This is a genomic window from Streptococcus raffinosi (assembly GCF_030284685.1).
Classification (GTDB): domain Bacteria; phylum Bacillota; class Bacilli; order Lactobacillales; family Streptococcaceae; genus Streptococcus; species Streptococcus raffinosi.
Genome location: NZ_JASUZV010000004.1, coordinates 51,891 through 73,549, shown reverse-complemented (window position 1 = coordinate 73,549; position 21,659 = coordinate 51,891). Strand labels below are relative to the sequence as shown.

The 21,659-nt window shown below is 40.9% G+C and carries 22 protein-coding genes and 1 pseudogene; 20 read left to right on the top strand and 3 right to left on the bottom strand.

What is annotated here, in order from left to right; all coding sequences use genetic code 11:
* Window positions 1-21: 21 nt before the first annotated feature.
* From proB to QRD39_RS03780, 11 genes are all read left to right on the top strand, one after another.
* Window positions 22-825: a glutamate 5-kinase gene (proB, locus tag QRD39_RS03830; RefSeq protein WP_008535530.1), complete on the top strand. Its 804-nt coding sequence runs from the start codon at window positions 22-24 to the stop codon at window positions 823-825.
* A gap of 1 nt (window position 826) precedes the next feature.
* Complete coding sequence (locus tag QRD39_RS03825) at window positions 827-2,077, top strand: glutamate-5-semialdehyde dehydrogenase (protein WP_008535529.1); 1,251 nt, start codon at window positions 827-829, stop codon at window positions 2,075-2,077.
* A 94-nt stretch (window positions 2,078-2,171) separates the two neighbouring features.
* Window positions 2,172-2,564, top strand: coding sequence for a DUF805 domain-containing protein (locus QRD39_RS03820; RefSeq protein ID WP_285955728.1), 393 nt, complete (start codon window positions 2,172-2,174; stop codon window positions 2,562-2,564).
* A 99-nt stretch (window positions 2,565-2,663) separates the two neighbouring features.
* Complete coding sequence (locus QRD39_RS03815) at window positions 2,664-3,062, top strand: DUF805 domain-containing protein (RefSeq protein WP_060933667.1); 399 nt, start codon at window positions 2,664-2,666, stop codon at window positions 3,060-3,062.
* A gap of 141 nt (window positions 3,063-3,203) precedes the next feature.
* Window positions 3,204-3,626 carry a hypothetical protein gene (locus tag QRD39_RS03810; RefSeq protein WP_285955727.1) on the top strand — a complete coding sequence of 141 codons (423 nt, stop codon included), beginning with the start codon at window positions 3,204-3,206 and terminating at the stop codon, window positions 3,624-3,626.
* Window positions 3,627-3,636: 10 nt separating this feature from the next.
* Complete coding sequence (locus QRD39_RS03805; protein ID WP_285955726.1) at window positions 3,637-4,665, top strand: DUF6287 domain-containing protein; 1,029 nt, start codon at window positions 3,637-3,639, stop codon at window positions 4,663-4,665.
* 113 nt (window positions 4,666-4,778) lie between these two features.
* The gene (gene rsmH, locus QRD39_RS03800) at window positions 4,779-5,729 is read left to right on the top strand and encodes a 16S rRNA (cytosine(1402)-N(4))-methyltransferase RsmH (RefSeq protein ID WP_285955725.1); all 951 of its coding nucleotides are present in this window, start codon (window positions 4,779-4,781) and stop codon (window positions 5,727-5,729) included.
* 2 nt (window positions 5,730-5,731) lie between these two features.
* Entirely contained in the window at window positions 5,732-6,052 is a 321-nt protein-coding gene (gene ftsL, locus QRD39_RS03795) for a cell division protein FtsL (RefSeq protein ID WP_285955724.1), read from the top strand.
* 3 nt (window positions 6,053-6,055) lie between these two features.
* Window positions 6,056-8,323: a penicillin-binding protein PBP2X gene (pbp2x, locus tag QRD39_RS03790; RefSeq protein WP_285955723.1), complete on the top strand. Its 2,268-nt coding sequence runs from the start codon at window positions 6,056-6,058 to the stop codon at window positions 8,321-8,323.
* Window position 8,324: 1 nt separating this feature from the next.
* Complete coding sequence (gene mraY, locus QRD39_RS03785; protein WP_080610847.1) at window positions 8,325-9,347, top strand: phospho-N-acetylmuramoyl-pentapeptide-transferase; 1,023 nt, start codon at window positions 8,325-8,327, stop codon at window positions 9,345-9,347.
* A 72-nt stretch (window positions 9,348-9,419) separates the two neighbouring features.
* On the top strand, window positions 9,420-10,763 hold the full coding sequence (locus QRD39_RS03780) for a DEAD/DEAH box helicase (RefSeq protein ID WP_008535518.1): 1,344 nt from the start codon (window positions 9,420-9,422) through the stop codon (window positions 10,761-10,763).
* 241 nt (window positions 10,764-11,004) lie between these two features.
* Here QRD39_RS03780 and QRD39_RS03775 read toward each other — a convergent pair.
* The 3 genes and pseudogenes from QRD39_RS03775 to QRD39_RS03765 form a co-directional block, all read right to left on the bottom strand.
* Window positions 11,005-11,758, bottom strand: a pseudogene (locus QRD39_RS03775) (helix-turn-helix domain-containing protein); the annotation flags it as partial.
* A 43-nt stretch (window positions 11,759-11,801) separates the two neighbouring features.
* A complete protein-coding gene (cadX, locus tag QRD39_RS03770; RefSeq protein ID WP_000711078.1) occupies window positions 11,802-12,140 on the bottom strand; it encodes a Cd(II)/Zn(II)-sensing metalloregulatory transcriptional regulator CadX in 339 nt (112 codons plus the stop codon).
* 11 nt (window positions 12,141-12,151) lie between these two features.
* Entirely contained in the window at window positions 12,152-12,766 is a 615-nt protein-coding gene (locus tag QRD39_RS03765; protein ID WP_353056654.1) for a CadD family cadmium resistance transporter, read from the bottom strand.
* Window positions 12,767-12,794: 28 nt separating this feature from the next.
* Here QRD39_RS03765 and QRD39_RS03760 point away from each other — a divergent pair, with 28 nt between their 5' ends.
* The 9 genes from QRD39_RS03760 (at window position 12,795) to QRD39_RS03720 (ending at window position 21,651) form a co-directional block, all read left to right on the top strand.
* Window positions 12,795-12,968, top strand: coding sequence for a FanG protein (locus tag QRD39_RS03760; RefSeq protein ID WP_285955721.1), 174 nt, complete (start codon window positions 12,795-12,797; stop codon window positions 12,966-12,968).
* 249 nt (window positions 12,969-13,217) lie between these two features.
* Window positions 13,218-13,448, top strand: a complete 231-nt coding sequence (locus QRD39_RS03755; protein WP_285955720.1) for a hypothetical protein — start codon at window positions 13,218-13,220, stop codon at window positions 13,446-13,448.
* Between the two features lie 270 nt (window positions 13,449-13,718).
* On the top strand, window positions 13,719-15,092 hold the full coding sequence (locus tag QRD39_RS03750) for a bifunctional metallophosphatase/5'-nucleotidase (protein WP_285955719.1): 1,374 nt from the start codon (window positions 13,719-13,721) through the stop codon (window positions 15,090-15,092).
* A gap of 29 nt (window positions 15,093-15,121) precedes the next feature.
* The gene (locus QRD39_RS03745) at window positions 15,122-15,850 is read left to right on the top strand and encodes a YutD family protein (protein ID WP_285955718.1); all 729 of its coding nucleotides are present in this window, start codon (window positions 15,122-15,124) and stop codon (window positions 15,848-15,850) included.
* Between the two features lie 3 nt (window positions 15,851-15,853).
* Window positions 15,854-17,023, top strand: coding sequence for a dual-specificity RNA methyltransferase RlmN (rlmN, locus tag QRD39_RS03740; protein WP_285955717.1), 1,170 nt, complete (start codon window positions 15,854-15,856; stop codon window positions 17,021-17,023).
* A gap of 1 nt (window position 17,024) precedes the next feature.
* Window positions 17,025-17,552: a VanZ family protein gene (locus tag QRD39_RS03735; RefSeq protein WP_285955716.1), complete on the top strand. Its 528-nt coding sequence runs from the start codon at window positions 17,025-17,027 to the stop codon at window positions 17,550-17,552.
* A 102-nt stretch (window positions 17,553-17,654) separates the two neighbouring features.
* Window positions 17,655-18,101: a hypothetical protein gene (locus tag QRD39_RS03730; protein WP_285955715.1), complete on the top strand. Its 447-nt coding sequence runs from the start codon at window positions 17,655-17,657 to the stop codon at window positions 18,099-18,101.
* 48 nt (window positions 18,102-18,149) lie between these two features.
* The gene (locus tag QRD39_RS03725) at window positions 18,150-19,907 is read left to right on the top strand and encodes an ABC transporter ATP-binding protein (protein ID WP_285955714.1); all 1,758 of its coding nucleotides are present in this window, start codon (window positions 18,150-18,152) and stop codon (window positions 19,905-19,907) included.
* Window positions 19,900-21,651, top strand: coding sequence for an ABC transporter ATP-binding protein (locus QRD39_RS03720; protein ID WP_285955713.1), 1,752 nt, complete (start codon window positions 19,900-19,902; stop codon window positions 21,649-21,651). Before QRD39_RS03725 ends, QRD39_RS03720 begins: the two co-directional genes overlap by 8 nt.
* Window positions 21,652-21,659: the final 8 nt, after the last annotated feature.

Below are 21,659 nucleotides of genomic sequence, written 5' to 3'. Positions count from 1 at the left end.
ATTTAGTGTATAATCATAAATATGAAACGAAATTTTGACTCAGTAAAACGCCTGGTTATCAAAATCGGGACTAGCTCTCTGGTTTTGCCATCAGGAAAAATTAATCTTGAAAAAATCGATCAACTGGCTTTTGTGATTTCCAGCCTGCATAATAAGGGGATTGAAGTCGTCTTGGTATCTTCTGGTGCTATGGGCTTCGGTCTTAATGTCCTGGACCTTGATAAGCGACCGGTAGAAGTTGGCAAGCAGCAGGCTGTCTCAAGTGTTGGACAGGTTGCCATGATGAGCCTCTACTCTCAGGTCTTTGCACATTACCAGACAAAGGTTTCTCAGCTTCTTTTAACTCGAGATGTGGTTGAGTATCCTGAGAGTCTCTCTAATGCCATTAACGCTTTTGACAGCCTTTTTGAACTGGGAGTGGTTCCAGTCGTTAATGAAAATGACGCTGTCAGCGTAGATGAGATGGATCATGCGACTAAGTTTGGTGATAATGACCGCTTGTCAGCTATCGTAGCTAAGATTGTAGGTGCAGACCTTCTGATTATGTTGTCAGATATTGATGGACTTTTTGATAAGAATCCTAATATCTATGAAGATGCAACCCTTCGTAGCTATGTACCAGAGATTACAGAGGAAATTCTGGCCTCGGCTGGTGGTGCTGGTAGTAAGTTTGGTACGGGTGGTATGATGAGTAAGATTAAGTCTGCCCAGATGGTTTTTGAGAATCATAGCCAAATGGTTTTGATGAACGGTGAAAATCCACGTGATATCCTTCGTGTCCTGGAAGGAGCTAAAATCGGTACACTCTTTAAACAGGAGGACTAAGATGACATATATCGATACACTTGGTCAACAGGCCAAAGTAGCAGGTCGTCAGATTGCTAAATTATCAACAGCAGCCAAAAACGACCTTCTAAACCAGGTAGCTAAAGCTCTAGTAGCTGAAAGTGCCTATATTATCACTGAAAATGCTAAGGATATGGCCAATGCCAAGGAAAATGGTATCTCCGAAATCATGCAAGACCGCTTGCTCCTAACGGAAGATCGTATTGCAGGGATAGCGGAAGGTGTCCGTCAGGTAGCAGACCTTCAAGATCCTATCGGTCAAGTGGTGCGTGGCTATACGAATCTCGATGGCCTTAAAATCGTTCAAAAGCGTGTCCCTATGGGAGTTATCGCCATGATTTTTGAAAGCCGTCCCAATGTCTCAATTGATGCTTTTAGCTTAGCCTTCAAGACCAATAATGCCATCATTCTCCGTGGAGGACGTGATGCCATTAATTCCAATAAGGCTCTAGTTACAGTAGCCCGTAAGGCCTTGGAAACTGCAGGAATTCCAGCAGATGCCGTTCAGTTAGTTGAAGATACCTCTCACGAAGTAGCAGAAGAACTCATGGCGGCGACTGAGTACGTAGACTTGCTCATCCCTAGAGGTGGGGCCCGTCTCATCCAAACGGTTAAAGAAAAAGCCAAGGTTCCAGTCATTGAAACAGGTGTCGGTAACTGTCATATTTATGTGGATAAATATGCTAATTTGGATATGGCGACACAGATTGTCATCAATGCCAAAACGCAGCGACCAAGCGTTTGTAACGCTGCAGAATCGCTGGTCGTTCATGCTGATATTGCGGAAGACTTCCTACCTCAATTGGAAAAGGCTATTTCTAAAGTTCATGCTGTTGAATTTCGTGCAGATGAGCGTGCTTTGAAAGTAATGGACAAAGCTGTTTCAGCCTTACCAGAAGACTTTGCGACAGAGTTTTTGGACTACACAATGTCTGTTAAAGTGGTAGATAGCCTTGACGAGGCTATTGGCTGGATTAACACTTACACGACATCGCATTCAGAGGCTATCGTGACTCAAGATATTAGTCGTGCTGAGCAATTCCAAGACGATGTTGACGCTGCAGCTGTTTATGTTAATGCCTCAACTCGCTTCACAGATGGTTTCGTCTTTGGACTAGGTGCTGAAATCGGAATTTCAACTCAGAAAATGCATGCCCGTGGTCCAATGGGACTGGAGGCCCTAACGTCAACCAAGTTCTATATTAACGGACAAGGACAAATTAGAGAATAACCCATCAAGCTCCATGAGGAGCTTTTTTAAGTTAGTTTGCTAGACGACAGGTCTTCTGATATACTGGTGGTATCAAGAGTGAGGAGATTTTGCCATGTTTAAAGCTTATAAGAAGTATTGGATGGGCTATTTCGATTTTACGGGACGTTCAAGCCGCTCAGATTATTGGTTGGCAGTTTTAGCGAATACGATTGTAACTATCATTTTATTTACCGTGGTTATAGTTGCCATTGTATTTGATAGTCCAGGTAATCATTATCATATTATTCTTAAATTATTGTATGGGCTTGCAATGGTATATTTCTTTGCTAACTATATTCCATCTATTGCCCTTCAGGTACGTCGCTTGCGTGATGCTGGTTTTCATTGGGCATTGATTTTCTTACGCTATGCGCCTGTTATAGGCGATATCGTTCTGTTGGTTTTGTTTTGTCAACCCACAAAAGTAGAATTTCCTTTCAACCAGTTCAATAATCCACAACAATGATAAGTATTTAGCAGCCTAGTAAGGCTGCTTTTTAGTCAATTTGTCAAATTCTTTTTTTATTGCTATACTATAAGTATCAAAAAATGAGGAGATTTTATTATGATCGAAGCTTATAAGAAGTTTTGGAAGGGCTACGTAGATTTTGAGGGACGTTCAACACGTTCAGATTACTGGTTTGCATATTTGGCAAATATGTTAACAGTTATTGCTTTTTATGTGTTGCTAGCAATCTTTGGAGGCATTGCACGTGCGACAGAATCAAGCTTTTTAGCTGTTATTTCATTTATCATCCTATTTATCTTTTTTGCCTTTGGTATTGCTGCGCTTTTACCTGGTATTGCTGTAACAGTTCGCCGTTTACGTGATGCTGGCTACAATTGGGCATTTATTTTTATTCCTTTAATTCCATTTGTCGGTGGTATTATCTTCATTGTTTTGCTCTGCCAACCAACGAAAGTAGAAGTGCCATTTAACAACTTCAATAACCCACAGCAATAATGACAACCAACCAACTCTTAGAGTTGGTTTTTTTTATGCCAAAAAAGTTTTATGTTAATGTTGCACATTTTAATATTTCTGATATAATCTTATCTGAGACTAATCAATACTAAAATATAATTTAAGAAATGTGAATAACTTATGAAACTATTTCGTCACTTAAAAGAAAAACGTTACCTTATTTTGGCATTTACCCTACCAGCTCTTTTATTGGCTTTGGCTATTGTCTTTTTCCGTCCTACTCATCATGCCGAGGTAGGAGTGAGGGTCAGCACCAAACAGTCGTCATCAAAAGCTAAGGCTTCCTCTAAATCATCTAGCTCTAGCTCATCATCAGCATCAAGGTCTAGCGAGTCATCCAACTCTAGCACGGCATCTGTAGCAGCTAGCCAGGCACAGGCAGCCACAACGACTACGGTGACACCAGCTCCTTCCTCAGCCCAAGGAACTTACCAAGCGCCACAGTATAATTATGCTCCACCAACAACTTATACCGAATCACAAAATGATGCTTCAACATCTACGATTTATAACGGGGATGTTAACTCTACTGTAGCCGAATAGAAAGATTATTATGAAAAAGAAATTATTGTTATTAGTAACTGGCTTATCTAGCCTAGCCCTATTAGCTGCTTGTTCAAATCAGTCTAATCATTTATCATCTACCAATTCTTCCTCATCAGTAGAGCAGTCCCAATCAGATAGTAGCGAAAGCTCAAGTGAAGAGAAGAAAGTAGATACCTCTGCTTATGATAGCATCATTAGTAAGTACCAAACAGCTGTGGCCAACAACCAAACGGATGCCTCGCTTAATTCTCTCGTTGTTACCTATGCTAATTCTCAAACAAGTCCTGCCTCAACGGTCTATACTTACCGTGATCTGGATGGTAATGGTGTTGATGAGTTGATTCTTGCTTTTAAGCCGGGGAAACTCTTTAAAGAGCATATGATTACGGATATTTATACTATCTCTAAGGATAGTGGTCAGGTCATTCGTCTGACAGAAGGTTCACAACTGGGCATGTTGGGTGAGCGCATGACTTTGGCCTACCTCAAGGATAACACCTTTAGCTACTATGGTAGTGCTGGTGCTATGGCTGGTGGAGGTTCTGGCTACCACTTTAGTAGTGATGGTCAATCTCTTGTAAAAGATGACAGTGATTCGGGTGCAGAGAAGGCTGATCTTTCGAATTGGGATTGGAAGGATCTGAGCAGTGCCTCTACTAATAGTAGTTCTAGCGCAGCGTCACAAACTCAAACAAGTTCAACATCTCTTAAGCCTGATGAACTCAAAAATGGCAATTACAAATCAGCTGTAGGAACATGGAAGTCTTCAAATGGAAAGACCATCACCATTACTTCGGATGGGCAGTTGGATTTCTGGGGCTATACTTATCCTATCGACAAAGTCTCACCCAATCAATATGTGTCTGGTATATATACCTTAACTTATGTTGATTCTAGTCCAGTAGGGAATACCCCAATTCAGCTTTGTCCTAAGGGGGTTAGTGATGCAAGTGATGCGGGAGATAATAGTAAGGACCGTATCCTAGCGACGAATGGGATGCCATCTGCGGAAAGTTATTTTTATCGAGTGGATTAATCTTATCAAATGATATAGAAACTAAAGAGTTAGGCCTCGGGTCTGGCTCTTTTACTATCCTGTCAACTTACAGAACGAGACAATTTCTCTATTCTTGTGCTATAATAAAAGTTATGACTAATGAATTTCACCATGTAACCGTTCTTTTACACGAAACTGTTGATATGCTTGATATCAAGCCTGATGGCATCTATGTCGATGCGACTTTGGGTGGCGCAGGACATTCGTCTTATCTTTTGTCACAATTGTCTGAAAAAGGACATTTGTACTGTTTCGACCAAGACCAAAAGGCTATTGATAACGCCCAAGGGCGTCTGAAAGACTATATTGACAAGGGAATGGTGACTTTCATTAAGGATAATTTCCGTAACCTCAGATCTAACCTTGAAGCTCTGGGAGTGTCTGAAATTGATGGCATTCTCTACGATTTGGGTGTGTCTAGCCCACAGTTGGATGAGCGTGAGCGTGGTTTCTCCTACAAACAGGATGCCAAGCTGGATATGCGTATGAATGAGGAAGCTAGTTTAACGGCCTATGAGGTGGTTAATACTTATCCTTACAACGATTTGGTACGTATTTTCTTCAAGTATGGTGAAGACAAGTTCTCTAAACAAATTGCACGTAAGATTGAGCAAGCACGTCAGGTAAAATCTATCGAGACGACGACGGAACTGGCGGAAATTATTAAATCTGCTAAGCCTGCTAAGGAATTAAAGAAGAAGGGGCATCCAGCCAAACAAATTTTCCAAGCCATCCGAATCGAAGTCAACGATGAGCTTGGTGCTGCGGATGAGTCTATTCAGGAGGCTTTGGACCTACTAGCTGTGGATGGTCGTATCTCGGTCATTACCTTTCATTCTTTGGAGGATCGTTTAACCAAACAGCTTTTTAAGGAAGCCAGTACGGTAGATGTGCCTAAAGGCTTACCCTTTATTCCCGAAGACCTCCAACCTAAGGTGGCATTAGTAAATCGAAAGCCTATCCTGCCTAGTCAGGAAGAATTAGAAGCAAACAACCGCTCGCATTCTGCTAAGTTGCGTGTGGCTAAAAAAATCAGGAAATAACTATGGAAAATCAGGAACATCAGGTTGTTAATAGAGCCCTTAGAAACCATATTCGTTTTATGACATGTATGGAAAAGGCCTTCTATTCGGCAATTGTTTTGACAGCTGTTGTGATGAGTATCTCGGTTGTCTTTTTACAGGGACGTAATCAGGCCATCAAGCAACAAATCACAGACCTTAATAGCAAGATTAGTGATGAAAAAACAGAGCTTAACAATGCTAAGCAGGCGGTTAATGAGTTGACTAACTCTGACCGTATTAAAGAGATTGCTAATAAGGCAGGCCTGTCTATTAATAACGATAGTATTAAGAGTGTGAGGTAACCAATGAACAGATTAAGAAAACTTAAACATTTATTTCTAAACTATGTCGTTAGGGATAGGCGAAAGCCAGCCCAGAATCGACAGCACGTTGGTCAGAACCTTATGGTTCTCAGCATCTTTATCTTTTTCGTCTTTATTATCAACTTTGTGGTGATTATCGGGGCAGACAGTAAGTTTGGTGTTGATTTGTCCACACAGGCTGCTAAGTCATATAACACTAAAACCACAGTGGCTGCCAAACGTGGGACGATTTACGACCGAAATGGAAATGTTTTGGCTGAAGATTCAACCAGTTACGCCATTTACGCTATTGTATCAACCAGCTATGTGTCAGCAACGCAGGAGAAACTCTACGTTCAAGAAAGCCAGTTTGATAAGGTTGCTGATATTTTAAAGGACAAGCTAGGAATTGAAAAGAGTGATTCCTTGGCCCAATTGCGTACTAAGGGTGCCTACCAGGTTTCCTTTGGACTAAAGGGGAAGGGAATTACCTACTCTGTTAAAGAAGAACTAGAAAAAGCCTTTAAAGATGCGGGAATTAAGGGGATGGCCTTTGAAGCAACAACGTCACGAATGTATCCTAATGGAACCTTCGCGTCAGAGTTTCTTGGTCGTGCCGAAGCTGTTGAAAATAAAAAAGACGGCTCATATTCTTTGATTGGTCAAACTGGTTTGGAGCGCTCGCTCAATAGCCTCTTGACTGGAACAGATGGAGAGGCCATTTATGAGAAGGATAAAAACGGTAATACGCTTCTAGGTACGGAAACCATTACCAAGGAAGCTATCGATGGTAAGAACATCTATACAACCTTGTCAGCGCCTCTCCAAACCTTCTTAGAAACGCAGATGGATACCTTTATGGAGCAGACGCAAGGTGTCAATGCTTCAGCGACAGTTGTTAATGCTAAGACAGGTGAGATTCTTGCAACGACACAACGTCCGACCTATAATTCTGATACTCTTGAGGGACAGGCTAAGAAAAACTATGACTGGGTTAACCGTCTTTACGAAGCTCAGTATGAGCCTGGATCAGCCTTTAAGGTCATGCTCTTGTCAGCTGCTATTGACAATGGAAGTTTCAACCCGAATGCGACCTACAGTAATGCTAATGGTATTAAGGTTGACGACGTTGAAACTAATGACTGGTCAATCAATGAGGGTATCTCAACAGGTCGTACCATGACATTTGCTCAAGGCTTCTCTTATTCAAGTAACGTTGCTACGACCATGCTAGAACAAGAGATGGGAGACAAGGTTTGGTCTAACTACTTATCTCTTTACAAATTTGGACTTCCAACTCGTTTTGGGATGGTAGGTGAGTCCTCAGGGGTTGTCTCAAGAAACTCTGTGAATATTGCTCAATCATCCTTTGGACAAGGGATTTCAGTGACTCAGGTTCAGATGCTTCGTGCTTTTTCAGCCATCTCTAACAATGGTGTTATGTTGGAACCTCAATTTATCAAACAAGTTGCGGATGTCAACCAAGGCACTGTTCGTACGGCTAAGAAAGAAGTTATTGGTAAGCCAGTTTCCAAGCAGACTGCTTCTGAGACCCGTAATTATATGATTTCTGTTGGTACAGACCCAGAGTTTGGTACCATGTACAACAAGTCCGAAGGTTCGCCAATCATTAAGGTTGGTAACTATGATGTTGCGGTTAAGTCAGGAACGGCTCAAATTGCCGATGAAAAGACTGGGACTTACAAAGATGGGACCAACGAAACGCTCAACTCAGTTGTAGCTATGGTTCCTTCTGATGATCCACAATATGTCATGTATGTAACGGTTCAGGAACCTAAGACCTGGGATAATAATTTTTATGCGACGGTGGTTAACCCTGTCCTAGAAGAAGCCATGTCTATGGGAGACACCCTAGATACTTCTGTGTCTGAAGGTAGTGAAAAGACCGAGGAAACGAGCTATCAAACCGGCGATATTATCGGTAAGAGTACGGGCGAGACAGCTAACACCCTTCGTCAAAACTTGATTCATCCGATTGTTCTGGGTGTTGGTGATAAGATTGAGAAGGTTTCTGTAGATTCCAAAGCCAATATCAAGGCTAATGAACAGATTCTTATCATGACCAATGATTTCACAGAACTTCCAGACATGTATGGTTGGACCAAGAAGAACGTTGAAACCTTTGCCAAATGGAAAGGCATTAAAGTTACTTATAAGGGTGGCAAGTCAGGGACTGTTACCAAACAAAGTGTTGCGGCAGGAAAAGCCCTGTCTAAAACCAAGAAGATTACCATTACTTTAGGAGACTAAGATGACTATGAGTCTGATAGCAGGTGTGGCCGCCTTTGTGTTGACGGTGCTCGCCATGCCTCACTTTATTACTTACTACAAAATCAAGAAAATCGGTGGCCAACAAATGCATGAAGATGTGAAGCAGCATTTGGCTAAGGCTGGAACACCAACTATGGGAGGGACAGTCTTCCTAGTGGTTGCCATCTTGGTTAGCTTGATTTTTAACTTCCACGTCTTTAGCGAGGGCCACCAAGCCTATGGTGCTACAGTAGGGATTCTCTTTGTAATTTTGATTTATGGAATTATCGGCTTCCTTGATGATTTCCTTAAGATTTTCCGTCAAATCAATGAGGGACTTAAACCTTGGCAAAAGATGGCCTTGCAGATTATTGCGGGTTTGCTTTTCTACTTTATCCACGTACTCCCTAGTGGGACAGATAGCCTAGCTATTGGTGGATTAACCATTCATCTCGGTGTCTTTTATGTTCTATTTGTTTTATTCTGGATTGTCGGTTTCTCAAATGCTGTGAACTTGACAGACGGTATTGATGGTTTAGCTTCTATCTCTGTGGTTATCAGCTTGATTGCCTATGGGATTATCGCTTTTGTCAAGGGTGAGTTCGCTATCTTGACTATCATTATCACTATGATTGGGGCACTTCTTGGCTTCTTCGTCTTTAACCACAAGCCAGCCAAGGTCTTTATGGGAGATGTCGGTTCCTTGTCACTTGGAGCTATGCTTGCGGTTATCTCTATTGCCCTACGTGTAGAGTGGACTCTACTCTTGATTGGTGTGGTTTATGTCTTTGAGACAGCTTCTGTCATGCTACAGGTCAGCTATTTCAAATACACTAAGCGTAAGTATGGTGAAGGTCGTCGTATTTTCCGTATGACACCATTCCACCATCACCTCGAGTTGGGTGGTCTTTCAGGTAAGGGTGACAAATGGTCAGAGTGGAAGGTTGATGTTTTCCTTTGGACAGTTGGAGCACTTGCAAGTGCCATTACCCTTTGGATAGTTCTTGGAAACGTTATGAAATAAATGAAAAGAGCAGAAATGCTCTTTTTCTGTTATAATGATAGGGATAGACTAGATAGAAAAGAAGAAGTAAACATGTCATTTAAAGATTTTAATTTTAAAACATTTATTCAGGAGGCTCTTGACGAGATTAAGTTTAAGGAGCCAACACCTGTTCAACAGAAATTGATTCCTGTAGTCCGTTCAGGTCGTGATTTGGTTGGTGAATCAAAGACGGGTTCAGGGAAGACACATACCTTCCTCTTGCCAATTTTTGAAAAGCTCAGCCCAGAGAGTGGGGATGTGCAAGTAGTGATTACTGCGCCGTCACGTGAATTGGCAACACAAATTTACCAGGCGACAAAACAGATTGCCAAACACTCTGCGACAGAAATTCGTGTTGTTAATTACGTGGGTGGTACGGACAAGCAACGTCAGATTGAGAAACTTAAGGTAGCCCAACCTCATATCGTTATTGGGACACCTGGGCGTATCTATGACCTCATTAAGTCTGGTGACTTGGCAATTCATAAGGCCCATACCTTTGTTGTTGACGAAGCTGACATGACTATGGACATGGGATTCTTGGATACTGTAGATAAGATTGCGGCAAGCCTACCTAAGGAAGTTCAAATTTTGGTCTTTTCTGCGACGATTCCTCAAAAATTGCAACCGTTCTTGAAGAAATACTTGACCAATCCAGTCATGGAACAAATCAAAACTTCAACGGTTATTGCAGATACCATTGATAACTGGTTGGTATCTACTAAGGGGCGTAATAAGAATGAACAGATTCTTGAGATGCTTAAGGGCATGCAGCCATATCTGGCAATGATTTTCGTTAATACCAAGGAACGTGCTGACGATTTGCACAGCTACCTAGTGTCAAATGGTCTTAAGGTTGCGAAAATTCATGGCGGTATCCCACCACGTGAACGTAAGCGCATCATGAATCAAGTTAAGAAGCTTGATTTTGAGTATATTGTAGCAACTGACCTTGCAGCGCGTGGGATTGATATTGAAGGTGTTAGCCATGTTATCAATGATGCCATTCCTCAAGATTTGTCCTTCTTTGTTCACCGTGTGGGACGTACAGGACGTAATGGTTTGTCAGGAACAGCCATCACCCTCTATCAACCAAGTGACGATTCCGATATTCGTGAGCTTGAAAAGATGGGTATCACCTTTGAGCCTAAGGTTTATAAGGACGGTGAGTTTCAAGATACCTATGACCGTGACCGTCGTGCCAACCGTGAAAAAGCCTATCAAAAACTTGATACAGAAATGATTGGTCTGGTTAAGAAGAAAAAGAAAAAAATCAAGCCTGGCTATAAGAAGAAAATTCAGTGGAAGGTTGACGAGAAACGCAAACGTGAACGCCGTGCGGCCAACCGTGCTAAGGGACGTGCTGAACGTAAAGCTAAGAAGCAAAGTTTCTAAGTTTGGCTTTTAGGTAACAGTAAATTTATATTGAAAAAAATTCAAGAGGTTGAAACTATAAGGTTTCAGCTTTTTTGATTATTATCTAACTTTTGAGAAAGTCTCCGTATATGCTCGCAATATAATTAAGGATAGCTTATGGACTGAAAATGTGAAGGATAAAAAGTTTTCTACTATTTACTACAAAAAAACCAACAAAATGATACAAAAGAAAGTTAATTTTGATAATTTAAGCTAAATTAAATCTGATATTGAATAGTGGATTTTCTTTGAGTTTTTTTATTAGATTAGGGATAATTTCTGTCGAAACATTATCATACCACCATTTATTGATGAGGGGATCAATGTTTTCTTGCCTAAATGTTGAGGGTATGCCATTTCCGTCTGATTCAATTAGTATACCACAGACATTAACTTCAAATGATTTAATTAAATTATCCCCTAACATCAACCAAAAAATATCAAACATTTCTTAAAAATCAATGACAGTCAATTCATTGATGGTACTGGTTCTAAAACTTCTAGCGAGGTTATAACTTTTTTCACCAACAGTAATGTCAATGTCGTCTTTTTTGTGAAAAGTATCCATTTCAGTTTCATCAGAAGCCAAAACATTTTTCTTTGAATATTGAAATTTGCGAATGTCTTGGAAAGTCTAAGACATTTAGATTGTATTGAAATTAAGTCATCATCCAACAAAGAATTCATTCTTTTATCTACAGTTTCCAAATCTCTAAATAAAATAGAGCTGAAGCAGTGGTAAAACATATTTTCAACAAACTTGGCAATATCTCCAAAAATAATTTCTTTATAGTCTAAGTCGGTTTGAGTATTCAAATAAAGCAATATTGAAGCGATAACTTGTCGCTTTCCCTTTTCAACTTGGCTAACTTGACCTGCATTACCTAAGTCACTTTGCTTTAAATTATACTTTTTCTTAAACATTTGATACGAGCAAGTATTTCTTGTGAGTAATTTTCATCAAAAAATTTCATAGATAAGCCTCCTATAATCATGGAAAAGTAGTAAAAATAGTTGTTATCCTAGTTGATTAAAAAAATCTCTGATTTCCTCATCTTTTATAAAATAATATATAATTTTCCCCTCTCTTCTAGTGTCCAAGATGTTTTGATTGGCTAGTTTACGAAGATGATGGGAGGCAGATGCCATACTGAGATTTAGTAAACAGGCTATATCGCAGACACAGAGTTCTTCAACAGCAAGGAGATAAAAGATGATATTTATCTGTTTATTATCGGTAAATTTTGATAAAATGCGAAGTGATTTTTGGACTTTTTCCTTTTCAAGGTAGTTCGTTGCGGTTGTAACATTTTGTTGATTTATAACATCTACTTGACAGATACTATCTTTTTTCATAATTTTTTCTCCTAGCCTAACACAGTCCATAGCATGTCAAAAATGTTATTTTCAATCAGGATATACATCCCCAATCCTAAATAGACAACGGCAATAAACCATCTGCTATATTTTTCCAAAGTTTCTCCAACAGAAGGGACTTGTGCTAATTTTTGGGCAGAAAAAACCAAGAGATAAATCATGACTAGAAAGGTAAGTAAAGTCACTATCAAATTCGCTAAATTTAAGGTAATAAAATATGGGACAAAAACACCAATATTGTCAGCACCACAACTTGCAAAAGTAATCATAGCGACTAGAAAAATCAGGTTTTTATTGTCTTTGCGCAAACCATCTTTTGCAATAGCTTCTCCATCAGAATCTCCTAAAAGCAAAACTTTGAGTCCTAGGAAAATTGGAATCAAACCGAGTAAACCTAAAATCTCTTTACTAGGAATATAATTTAAGACAAATGCAAAAAGTAAACTTAGCAATATTAGACTAACAGAGCCTAGAAATTGTCCTAAATAGATGTTAATGATGTCTTTTCTGCTTTTTCTTTTGGCAAAAAATAACATTAGGATAATAAGTAAGTCTACGGCTGTCCCAGAATACAGGATTATTGAAGTAACAACATTTTGAATCATAAAATACCTCATTCAAATATATTTTTGAATGTATTCTAACATTAAACTTTGTAGATGTCAACTTCAACTCCACGAAAATATAGATAAGAAGTTAGTGTACCAAATATTAAAAAGTCCTGCCATCGAAATGATAGCAAGGCTTAACTTCAATATCCAAATGATATATTTATCTAAAAAAGGTAGAGTTTTTATTGATTTGTAGTGCGATATAATGAGTTTCAAAAAATCAAAAATCGCTTAAAATTAATATTTTGACGTCTATTGGTGTGTACTGAAACCCTTACTTTACCTCAGTAAAAATAAAATAATTTGTAATTCCAAAGCTGAATCCACCTCCAACAAAAAAGCAGTGACATTGATGTCACTATTTTTTTGTTGGCTTCCCACCTATAATAAAATCATAGCTTTTAAGAAAAGGCTAAAACAAAATATTTTAAAGGAGGTTGTTTAAATGACAACAAAAATCATTAACAATTTTAACTCACTTAATTCCGAAGATCTTTCTACCATTGTGGGTGGAGCATGTAGTTTTTGGGGAGCTACAGCTGCCGTAGGTGTCGGGGCTGTTGGAGGAGCCGTTAAAGGTGGTATTCAAACAGGTACTTGGCAAGGTGCAGCCTTAAAGGGTATTGGTTATGGTATTAAAGGTGGGATTACTTATGGGCTTACTTGTCGTTATTAGGCGATTACTGAGTCAATTTTTTGGCCAAATAGTACTTGCGCTCCTGATTTATGGGCTTATATTCCTTGCCTGGCAACACTTTAGAGGAGGTGTTTTCTCAATTGTGTGCATCTATGTCAGTATATCCCTGGCAGATGACGTCTATCATCTCGCAGAAGAATATTTAAAAAAGAAAGTTAACTAGGAATACCTTCCTGTTTGAAAAATAGTTAAAGGCTTGGCAGATTGAATGTCAAGTTTTTTTATGGTAAAAGTGCTAAAATAGAAGTCATGAAAGACACGATTCGAATTCTCCATATTAACGATTTACATTCTCATTTCGAACAGTATCCACAACTCAAGCGAGCTGTGGATGATTTGAGTCAGACGGATAGAGAGCTGATTAAGGTAGATCTTGGGGACAATGTGGATAAGTCCCACCCCTTATCCGATGCGACAGCTGGGCGTTTTAATGTCGCCCTGATGAATGAGTTGGGAATAGATTATGCGACTATTGGAAATAATGAAGGGATTGGACTGGCTAAGGCTGAGCTAGACTGTCTTTATGAGCAGGCTAATTTTCAGCCTATCATAGGGAATCTCAAGGACAAGGGCAGACAGCCTGACTGGGCTAAGCCTTATTTGATTTATCAAACTAAAGCGGGAACAAAGATTGCTTTTCTAGCTTATACGTTTCCATATTATGTCACCTATGCTCCAAATGGTTGGAAGGTTTTGAATCCGCTTACGCAGTTAGAGGAGGATTTGGCTCGTCCTGAGGTTCAGGATTCAGACCTAGTCGTACTACTTAGTCATTTAGGAATCCGCTATGATGAGCAAATTGCAGAGACTTACCCTCAGGTGAATCTTATTATCGGGAGCCATACCCACCACCTGTTTGAAGAGGGTAAATTGATTAATGAGACTTATTTGGCGGCTGCAGATAGGTATGGTTATTATATCGGCTGCATTGACTTGACTGTGGAAGACGGGCAATTAAGGGAGTGTCAGATTGTAGCTATTCCTACCAAAACCTATCTTTTAGATTTGGACAAGGAAGACCGAGTCTTTATTCAGGCCATGCGAGAGGAAGGCTATCGTCGATTAGCTCAGGAAAAGGTGGCTGATTTAGGTCGAAAATTGAGTTTTGATGAGACTTGTCAGGTGGTGCTAGAAGCTGTTTGTCAAGAGACGGATAGTCAGTTAACGGTTTTAAATACCGGACTCATCATGAAAACACTAGGTCCTCAAGTGACCATGGCAGACCTACAAGAAGCCCTGCCCCATCAAATGCGGATGGCTCGTCTGGTAGTGACTGGCCAAGAGCTCAAAGAAATTTGTCAAGAAGTTTTCACCAAGGCAGAACTCCTCAGAAATCAAACCATTAAAGGCATGGGCTTTCGTGGAAAAACATTTGGTCAGGTAATCACAGGGAATTTTGCTTACAAAAACGGTAATTTATTGTATAATGGTAGGGTTGTAGATTCTCATGAGAAGTTTAGTTTGGTCCTTGTGGATCAGTACTACTATGCTGCTTATTTCCCTACCATCAAGGAAAAGGATGCGACTCTTCTTTTTCCAGACCTGTTAAGGGAGCTTGTGGCCAAATATTTGAGAAAAAATGGTGCCAATTGGGATAAGAGTATTATCACAGCATCAAGATAGAAAATAAGAGTCAGCAGAAAGGATGGCACATGCGTAAAGAAATCTTGCCAGAAATGTTTAATTATAATAAATATCCAGGGCCAGACTTTGTGTATGTGGCCGACCTTCTGAAATCAGATGCCTGTCAGTTTACGGTTCTTGAAAATCATAAGGATGCCTTAGACGCTACCCGTTTTGGGCAACGTTTTTCTGAAATTATGCTCAAGTATGATTATATTGTTGGAGATTGGTCGAATGATCAGCTTCGTCTTAAGGGATTTTACGAGGACGAACGCCCAAATACTCGAAAGACGGAGCGTATTAGCCGTTTGTCAGAGTATTTGCGTGAGTACTGTGCCTTTGGTTGTGCCTATTTTATTTTGAAAAATGAAGAACCACAGCTAATTGTCTTTGAGGAGGAAAATGAGCCCCGACGCAAGCGTCGTCGTTCGAATAGTCGTCGCAACTCTTCTCAAGAAGCCAGAGAGAAAGATCGTAATGCTTCTCAAAAGAATAAGAGTCAAAAGGCTTCTGGCAAGCAAAAGTCGGACAAGCCCAAACGAAGAGACAGGGATCAAGAGGGGCCAAGCTTTGAGAAAATCAAGCGACGTCCTAAGTTTAAATCAAGACCAGAGAATGGCGGCCGTGAGCGCAAGTCGGACTTCAAGAAAAGTCAGAAGCAGGCCTCAAAGTCTAAAATCCCCAATAACGTATCAAAGAAACCAAGCAAGACCAAGTCAGATGGTCATCATTTTACAATCAGAAAAAAAGGAAATTAAAGGATGTCAGAAGTAACAAGACAAGCAAAGCCAGAACGTCGTAAACGCCAGAAGTTGGAAGATATGGAAGGTTACAAACCATCTATCTATGGTTTTACTCGTGAGGAGTTGATTGACTGGGCTATGGAACACGGTGAAAAGAAATTCCGTGCCGCTCAAATCTGGGATTGGCTCTACAAGAAGCGTGTGCAGTCTTTTGAAGAAATGACCAACATTTCTAAGGACTTCATTGCTAAATTGAACGAGAATTTCTGTGTAAACCCATTGAAACAACGTATCGTCCAAGAATCTAAAGATGGTACCGTTAAATATCTTTTTGAGTTGCCAGATGGGATGTTGATTGAGACCGTTTTGATGCGTCAACACTATGGTTTGTCTGTCTGTGTGACAACTCAGGTTGGCTGTAACATTGGTTGTACTTTCTGTGCCAGTGGTTTGATTAAGAAACAACGTGACTTGACTGCTGGTGAGATTGTTGCCCAAATCATGTTGGTACAAAAATACTTTGATGACCGTGGCGATGATGAACGTGTCAGCCACGTGGTTGTTATGGGTATCGGTGAGCCATTTGATAACTATGACAATGTGCTTCGCTTCTTGCGTACTATTAACAATGATAATGGACTTGCTATTGGAGCTCGCCACATTACCGTGTCAACATCTGGTTTGGCACCAAAAATCAAGGAATTTGCCAACGAAGGAGTTCAAGTGAATCTTGCGGTATCACTTCACGCGCCTAACAATGACCTTCGTTCAAGCATCATGCGTATTAACCGCTCATTCCCACTTGAAAAACTCTTTGAAGCTATTGAGTATTACATCCAGACAACCAACCGTCGTGTTACTTTTGAGTACATCATGCTTAATGAGGTCAATGACCACCCTGAAAATGCTCAAGAGTTGGCTGATTTGACTAAGAAAATCCGTAAGTTGTCATACATCAACTTGATTCCATATAACCCAGTATCTGAGCACGACCAATATAGTCGTTCAACCAAGGAACGTGTGGCAGCCTTCTACGATGTCCTCAAGAAAAATGGGGTTAACTGCGTGGTTCGTCAAGAACATGGTACAGATATCGATGCTGCTTGTGGACAATTGCGCTCAAACACTATGAAACGTGACCGTCAAAAGGCTGTGGCAGAAGCTTCTGGTAAAGCAGAAGGTAAATAAGATGTTTCAGCTTAAGACTTGGGTAGATAAGGATGGAGAACTTACACCAAAAGGAAGAAAGGTAAGCCGAGTTTTGGTTTATGCTTATCTCCTTTGTTTAGTACTCCTTTGTTGGACACCCCAGTATGGGCTAGTTGAAGGTGTTGAAACCCCCGGTATTCAACATTTTGGTAGGGTAGTGGTGCTTTTGACGCCGTTCAACAGTCTGACTAATTTTAACCAGCTGGATAGTCTTAAGGAAATTGTCTTTGTCCTTGGGCAAAATGTGACCAATATTTTCTTGCTGAGTCCGCTGATTTTAGGACTTTTAGCCTTGTGTCCAAGATTTAGGTCTTGGAAAAAGGTCCTTGTAGTGACACTTGCCATGTCTTTGACGATTGAAATCGGGCAGGTGATTCTTGACCTTCTCATTGATGCTAATCGTGTCTTTGAGCTAGATGATTTATGGACTAATACTTTAGGTGGTTTGGTGGCACTAGGTGTCTACCACCTCCTTGTAAAACTGATTCAAACGCATTTTAAAGAGTAAAAAACCTGGGAGCTTACGCGTCTCAGGTTTCGCTTATTTTCTATCATACAAAGATAACACATTCAAAAGAGGGAAAAATGAATAAACACTTTTGGAGAAACAATGAAACACTTAATGATGACACTAGTCACCGTATTGACACTAGGAGCAACAGTGCCAATGGTTAAGGCAGATACTTATCAAAGTGGCCGTGATGCCGATATTATGCGAGAAAGAGGGCAGGTTTGGAATTTTCCTGAGATAAAGAGAGAGCGTCAGGTTGCTAATTATAACACCGATGGTCGCTATCTCAGTGAGGCAACCAACTTTGAATTGTACAATTTCGTCAGAGAATATAAGACGTCTGATGACATCAGACGCATTTGGAGCCCTAAGAAGGATGCGTCAGTCATTCATGACAAGGAAAGATACTCTATGGATGGTGGGCATAAGGTCTATAATTTTGATTCCTTTGCCTATCAATTGCCAGAATCTACTGACTTTGGGCAACTGACTTATATTGGCTATTTTGAGCTAGAAGATGGGACGATTTACCGTTATTGGAAGTAAGCTTTCGTTAGACTTATCATCACCCATTTGTAAGGATAGGGGGGAAACTTGTTTTTTAAAGAATCAATCATTGCAAAACTTTGGTGGTTTTTCAAGTTAGAAAAACGCCGGTATATTGTCGGGATATTGGCACTGAGTTTGGTTTCGGTTCTCAATCTGATTCCTCCTATGGTTATGGGGCGGGTCATTGATGCTATCACATCGGGAAAATTGACCAATCAGATTTTGCTTTTGAATCTCGTTTATTTGCTTTTGGCAGCTTTAGGAATGTACTATTTGCGCTATGTTTGGCGGATGTATATCTTGGCAACGTCTTATCGCTTGGGACAGATTATGCGTTCACGCCTTTTTGAGCATTTTACCAAGATGTCGCCTTCTTTTTACCAAAAATACCGAACTGGTGATCTCATGGCCCATGCCACTAATGATATCAACTCTTTAACCCGCTTGGCTGGTGGGGGAGTCATGTCAGCCGTGGATGCGTCTATCACAGCTTTGGTAACTTTAATCACCATGTTCTTCAGTATTTCCTGGCAGATGACCCTGGTGGCAGTCTTACCCCTACCTTTCATGGCTTTTGCGACCAGTCGTTTGGGACGTAAGACCCATAAAGCTTTTGGAGAATCCCAGGCAGCCTTTTCAGAACTTAATAATAAGGTCCAAGAATCGGTGTCAGGTATCAAGGTAACCAAGTCTTTTGGCTATCAGGAGGCTGAGCTCCAATCCTTCCAAGAGACCAATAAGATGACTTTTGAAAAGAATATGCATACCATGAAGTATGACAGCCTTTTTGATCCTTTGGTCTTACTCTTTGTTGGCTCATCTTATGTTTTGACCCTCCTTGTCGGGGCCTTTATGATTCAGGCCGGTCAGATAACGGTCGGAAATTTGGTAACCTTTATTACCTATTTGGACATGTTGGTTTGGCCTTTGATGGCCATTGGCTTTCTCTTTAATATCACACAGAGGGGAAATGTATCCTACCAACGTATTGAAAATCTTCTGGAGCAGGAATCAGATGTTCAAGATCCTGCGAATCCTCTTCCAAACATTGAAAATGGCCGTTTAGAATATGCGATTGACCGCTTTGCTTTTGAGGATGAGGATACTTTGCGAGATATTCATTTCACCTTGGACAAGGGGCAAACCCTTGGTTTGGTTGGACAGACTGGCTCAGGAAAGACGGCCCTTGTCAAGTTGCTCTTGCGAGAGCACGATGTCAATCAAGGAGCCATCTATTTGAATGGTCATGACATCCGATACTATCGCCTATCGGACTTGCGTAGCTTGATGGGTTATGTTCCTCAAGACCAGTTTCTCTTTGCCAGTTCTATTTTAGACAATGTCCGCTTTGGTAATCCTGATCTCTCCATTGATAAGGTGGAAGAAGCGACTAAGTTAGCTCAAGTTTACGATGATATCAAAGATATGCCTGAGGGCCTTGAAACAATCATTGGTGAAAAGGGTGTTAGCCTATCAGGTGGTCAAAAACAACGTCTGGCCATGAGCCGGGCCATGATTTTGAATCCAGATATTTTGATTTTGGACGATTCCCTGTCAGCGGTTGATGCCAAAACAGAATATGCCATTATTGATAATCTCAAGCATACTCGCAAGGACAAGACAACTATCATTACTGCCCACCGTCTCAGTGCGGTGGTGCACGCTGACCTCATCCTAGTCATGCAAGATGGTCGTATCATTGAACGTGGCCGTCATGAGGACTTACTCGCTCAAGGTGGTTGGTATGCCAAGACCTATGAGTCTCAACAGTTAGAAATGGAAGGAGGAGAAGCTGATGCCTAAGCAAAACCAATGGTCTGTATTTAAGCGTCTTCTGACCTATCTCAATCCTTACAAGTTCTTGACCTTTCTAGCTTTGGCCTTCCTTTTGTCCACAACGGTTATCAAGAGTATCATTCCCCTAGTGGCCTCTTATTTTATCGACCACTATCTTCATGATATGAATCAGGCGGCAAGCTTGATTCTGATTGGTTACTATGGGCTTTATCTCTTGCAGACCCTAGTCCAGTATTTGGGAAATCTCTTTTTTGCGCGTGTGTCCTACAGTATTGTCAGGGATATTCGCCGAGATGCCTTTGCCAATATGGAAAAACTGGGGATGTCTTACTTTGACAAAACTCCAGCAGGCTCTATCGTTTCCCGCTTGACCAATGATACAGAGACTATTAGCGAGATGTTCTCAGGGATTCTGTCTAGCTTTATTTCGGCTATCTTTATCTTTGTGACCACCCTTTATACCATGATGATCTTGGACATTCGTCTGACCGGGCTTATTGTGCTCTTTCTTCCTCTGATTGTTCTTTTGGTTAACCTCTACCGCAAAAAATCAGTGGTCATCATTGAAAAGACCAGAGCCTTGCTTTCAGATATAAATGCCAAATTGTCAGAGAGTATCGAAGGGATTCGCATCATTCAGGCCTTTAACCAGGAGAAACGTCTCAAAAAAGAGTTTGATGCCATTAATGAGGAACACCTGATTTATGCCAGCCGCTCCATGTCACTGGATTCTCTCTTTCTACGCCCAGCCATGAGTTTACTGAAGCTCCTGGGTTATGCTGTTCTCATGGCCTATTTTGGCTACCGAGGTATCTATCTGGGCGTCACAGCAGGTACTATGTATGCTTTTATCCAGTACATTAACCGCCTCTTCGATCCCTTGATTGAAGTGACGCAGAATTTTTCAACCTTACAAACCTCTATGGTCTCAGCAGGTCGGGTCTTTGCCTTGATTGACGAGCGTACCTATGAGCCTGAACAGAGAGACACAGCTGCCAAGGTTACTGAGGGGAATATTCGCTTTGAGAATGTCACTTTCTCCTATGATGGCAAGCACCAGATTTTGGATAATATTTCCTTCTCTGTCAATAAAGGTGAGACCATCGCCTTTGTCGGTTCTACAGGTTCCGGAAAATCCTCTATTATCAACGTCTTCATGCGTTTTTATGAGTTCCAATCAGGACGAGTTCTTCTTGACGGTGTGGATATTCGTGATTATAGTCAAGCAGAGCTGCGTAAGAACATTGGTCTTGTCCTTCAGGAACCCTTTCTCTATCATGGTACAATCAAATCCAATATTGCCATGTATCAAGATTTAACTGATCAAGAGATCAAAGCCGCTGCTGAGTTTGTGGATGCCAACCACTTTATTGACAAACTTCCAGAAGGCTATGATGCTCCAGTTTCTGAACGAGGTTCAAGTTTTTCAACCGGTCAACGTCAGCTTCTAGCCTTTGCTAGGACCGTTGCTAGCCAGCCTAAAATCTTGATTTTGGATGAAGCGACAGCCAATATTGATTCGGAGACAGAGGCTATTGTCCAAAATTCTCTCGCAAAAATGCGCCAAGGCCGTACAACTATTGCCATTGCCCACCGCCTATCAACGATTCAAGATGCCAACTGCATCTATGTCTTAGACAAGGGCCGCATCATTGAACACGGTAGCCACGAAGAGCTCCTAGCCCTCGGTGGCACCTATCACAAGATGTACAGTCTACAAGCAGGCGCAATGGAAGGGGGCGTAAGCTAATCTAGACC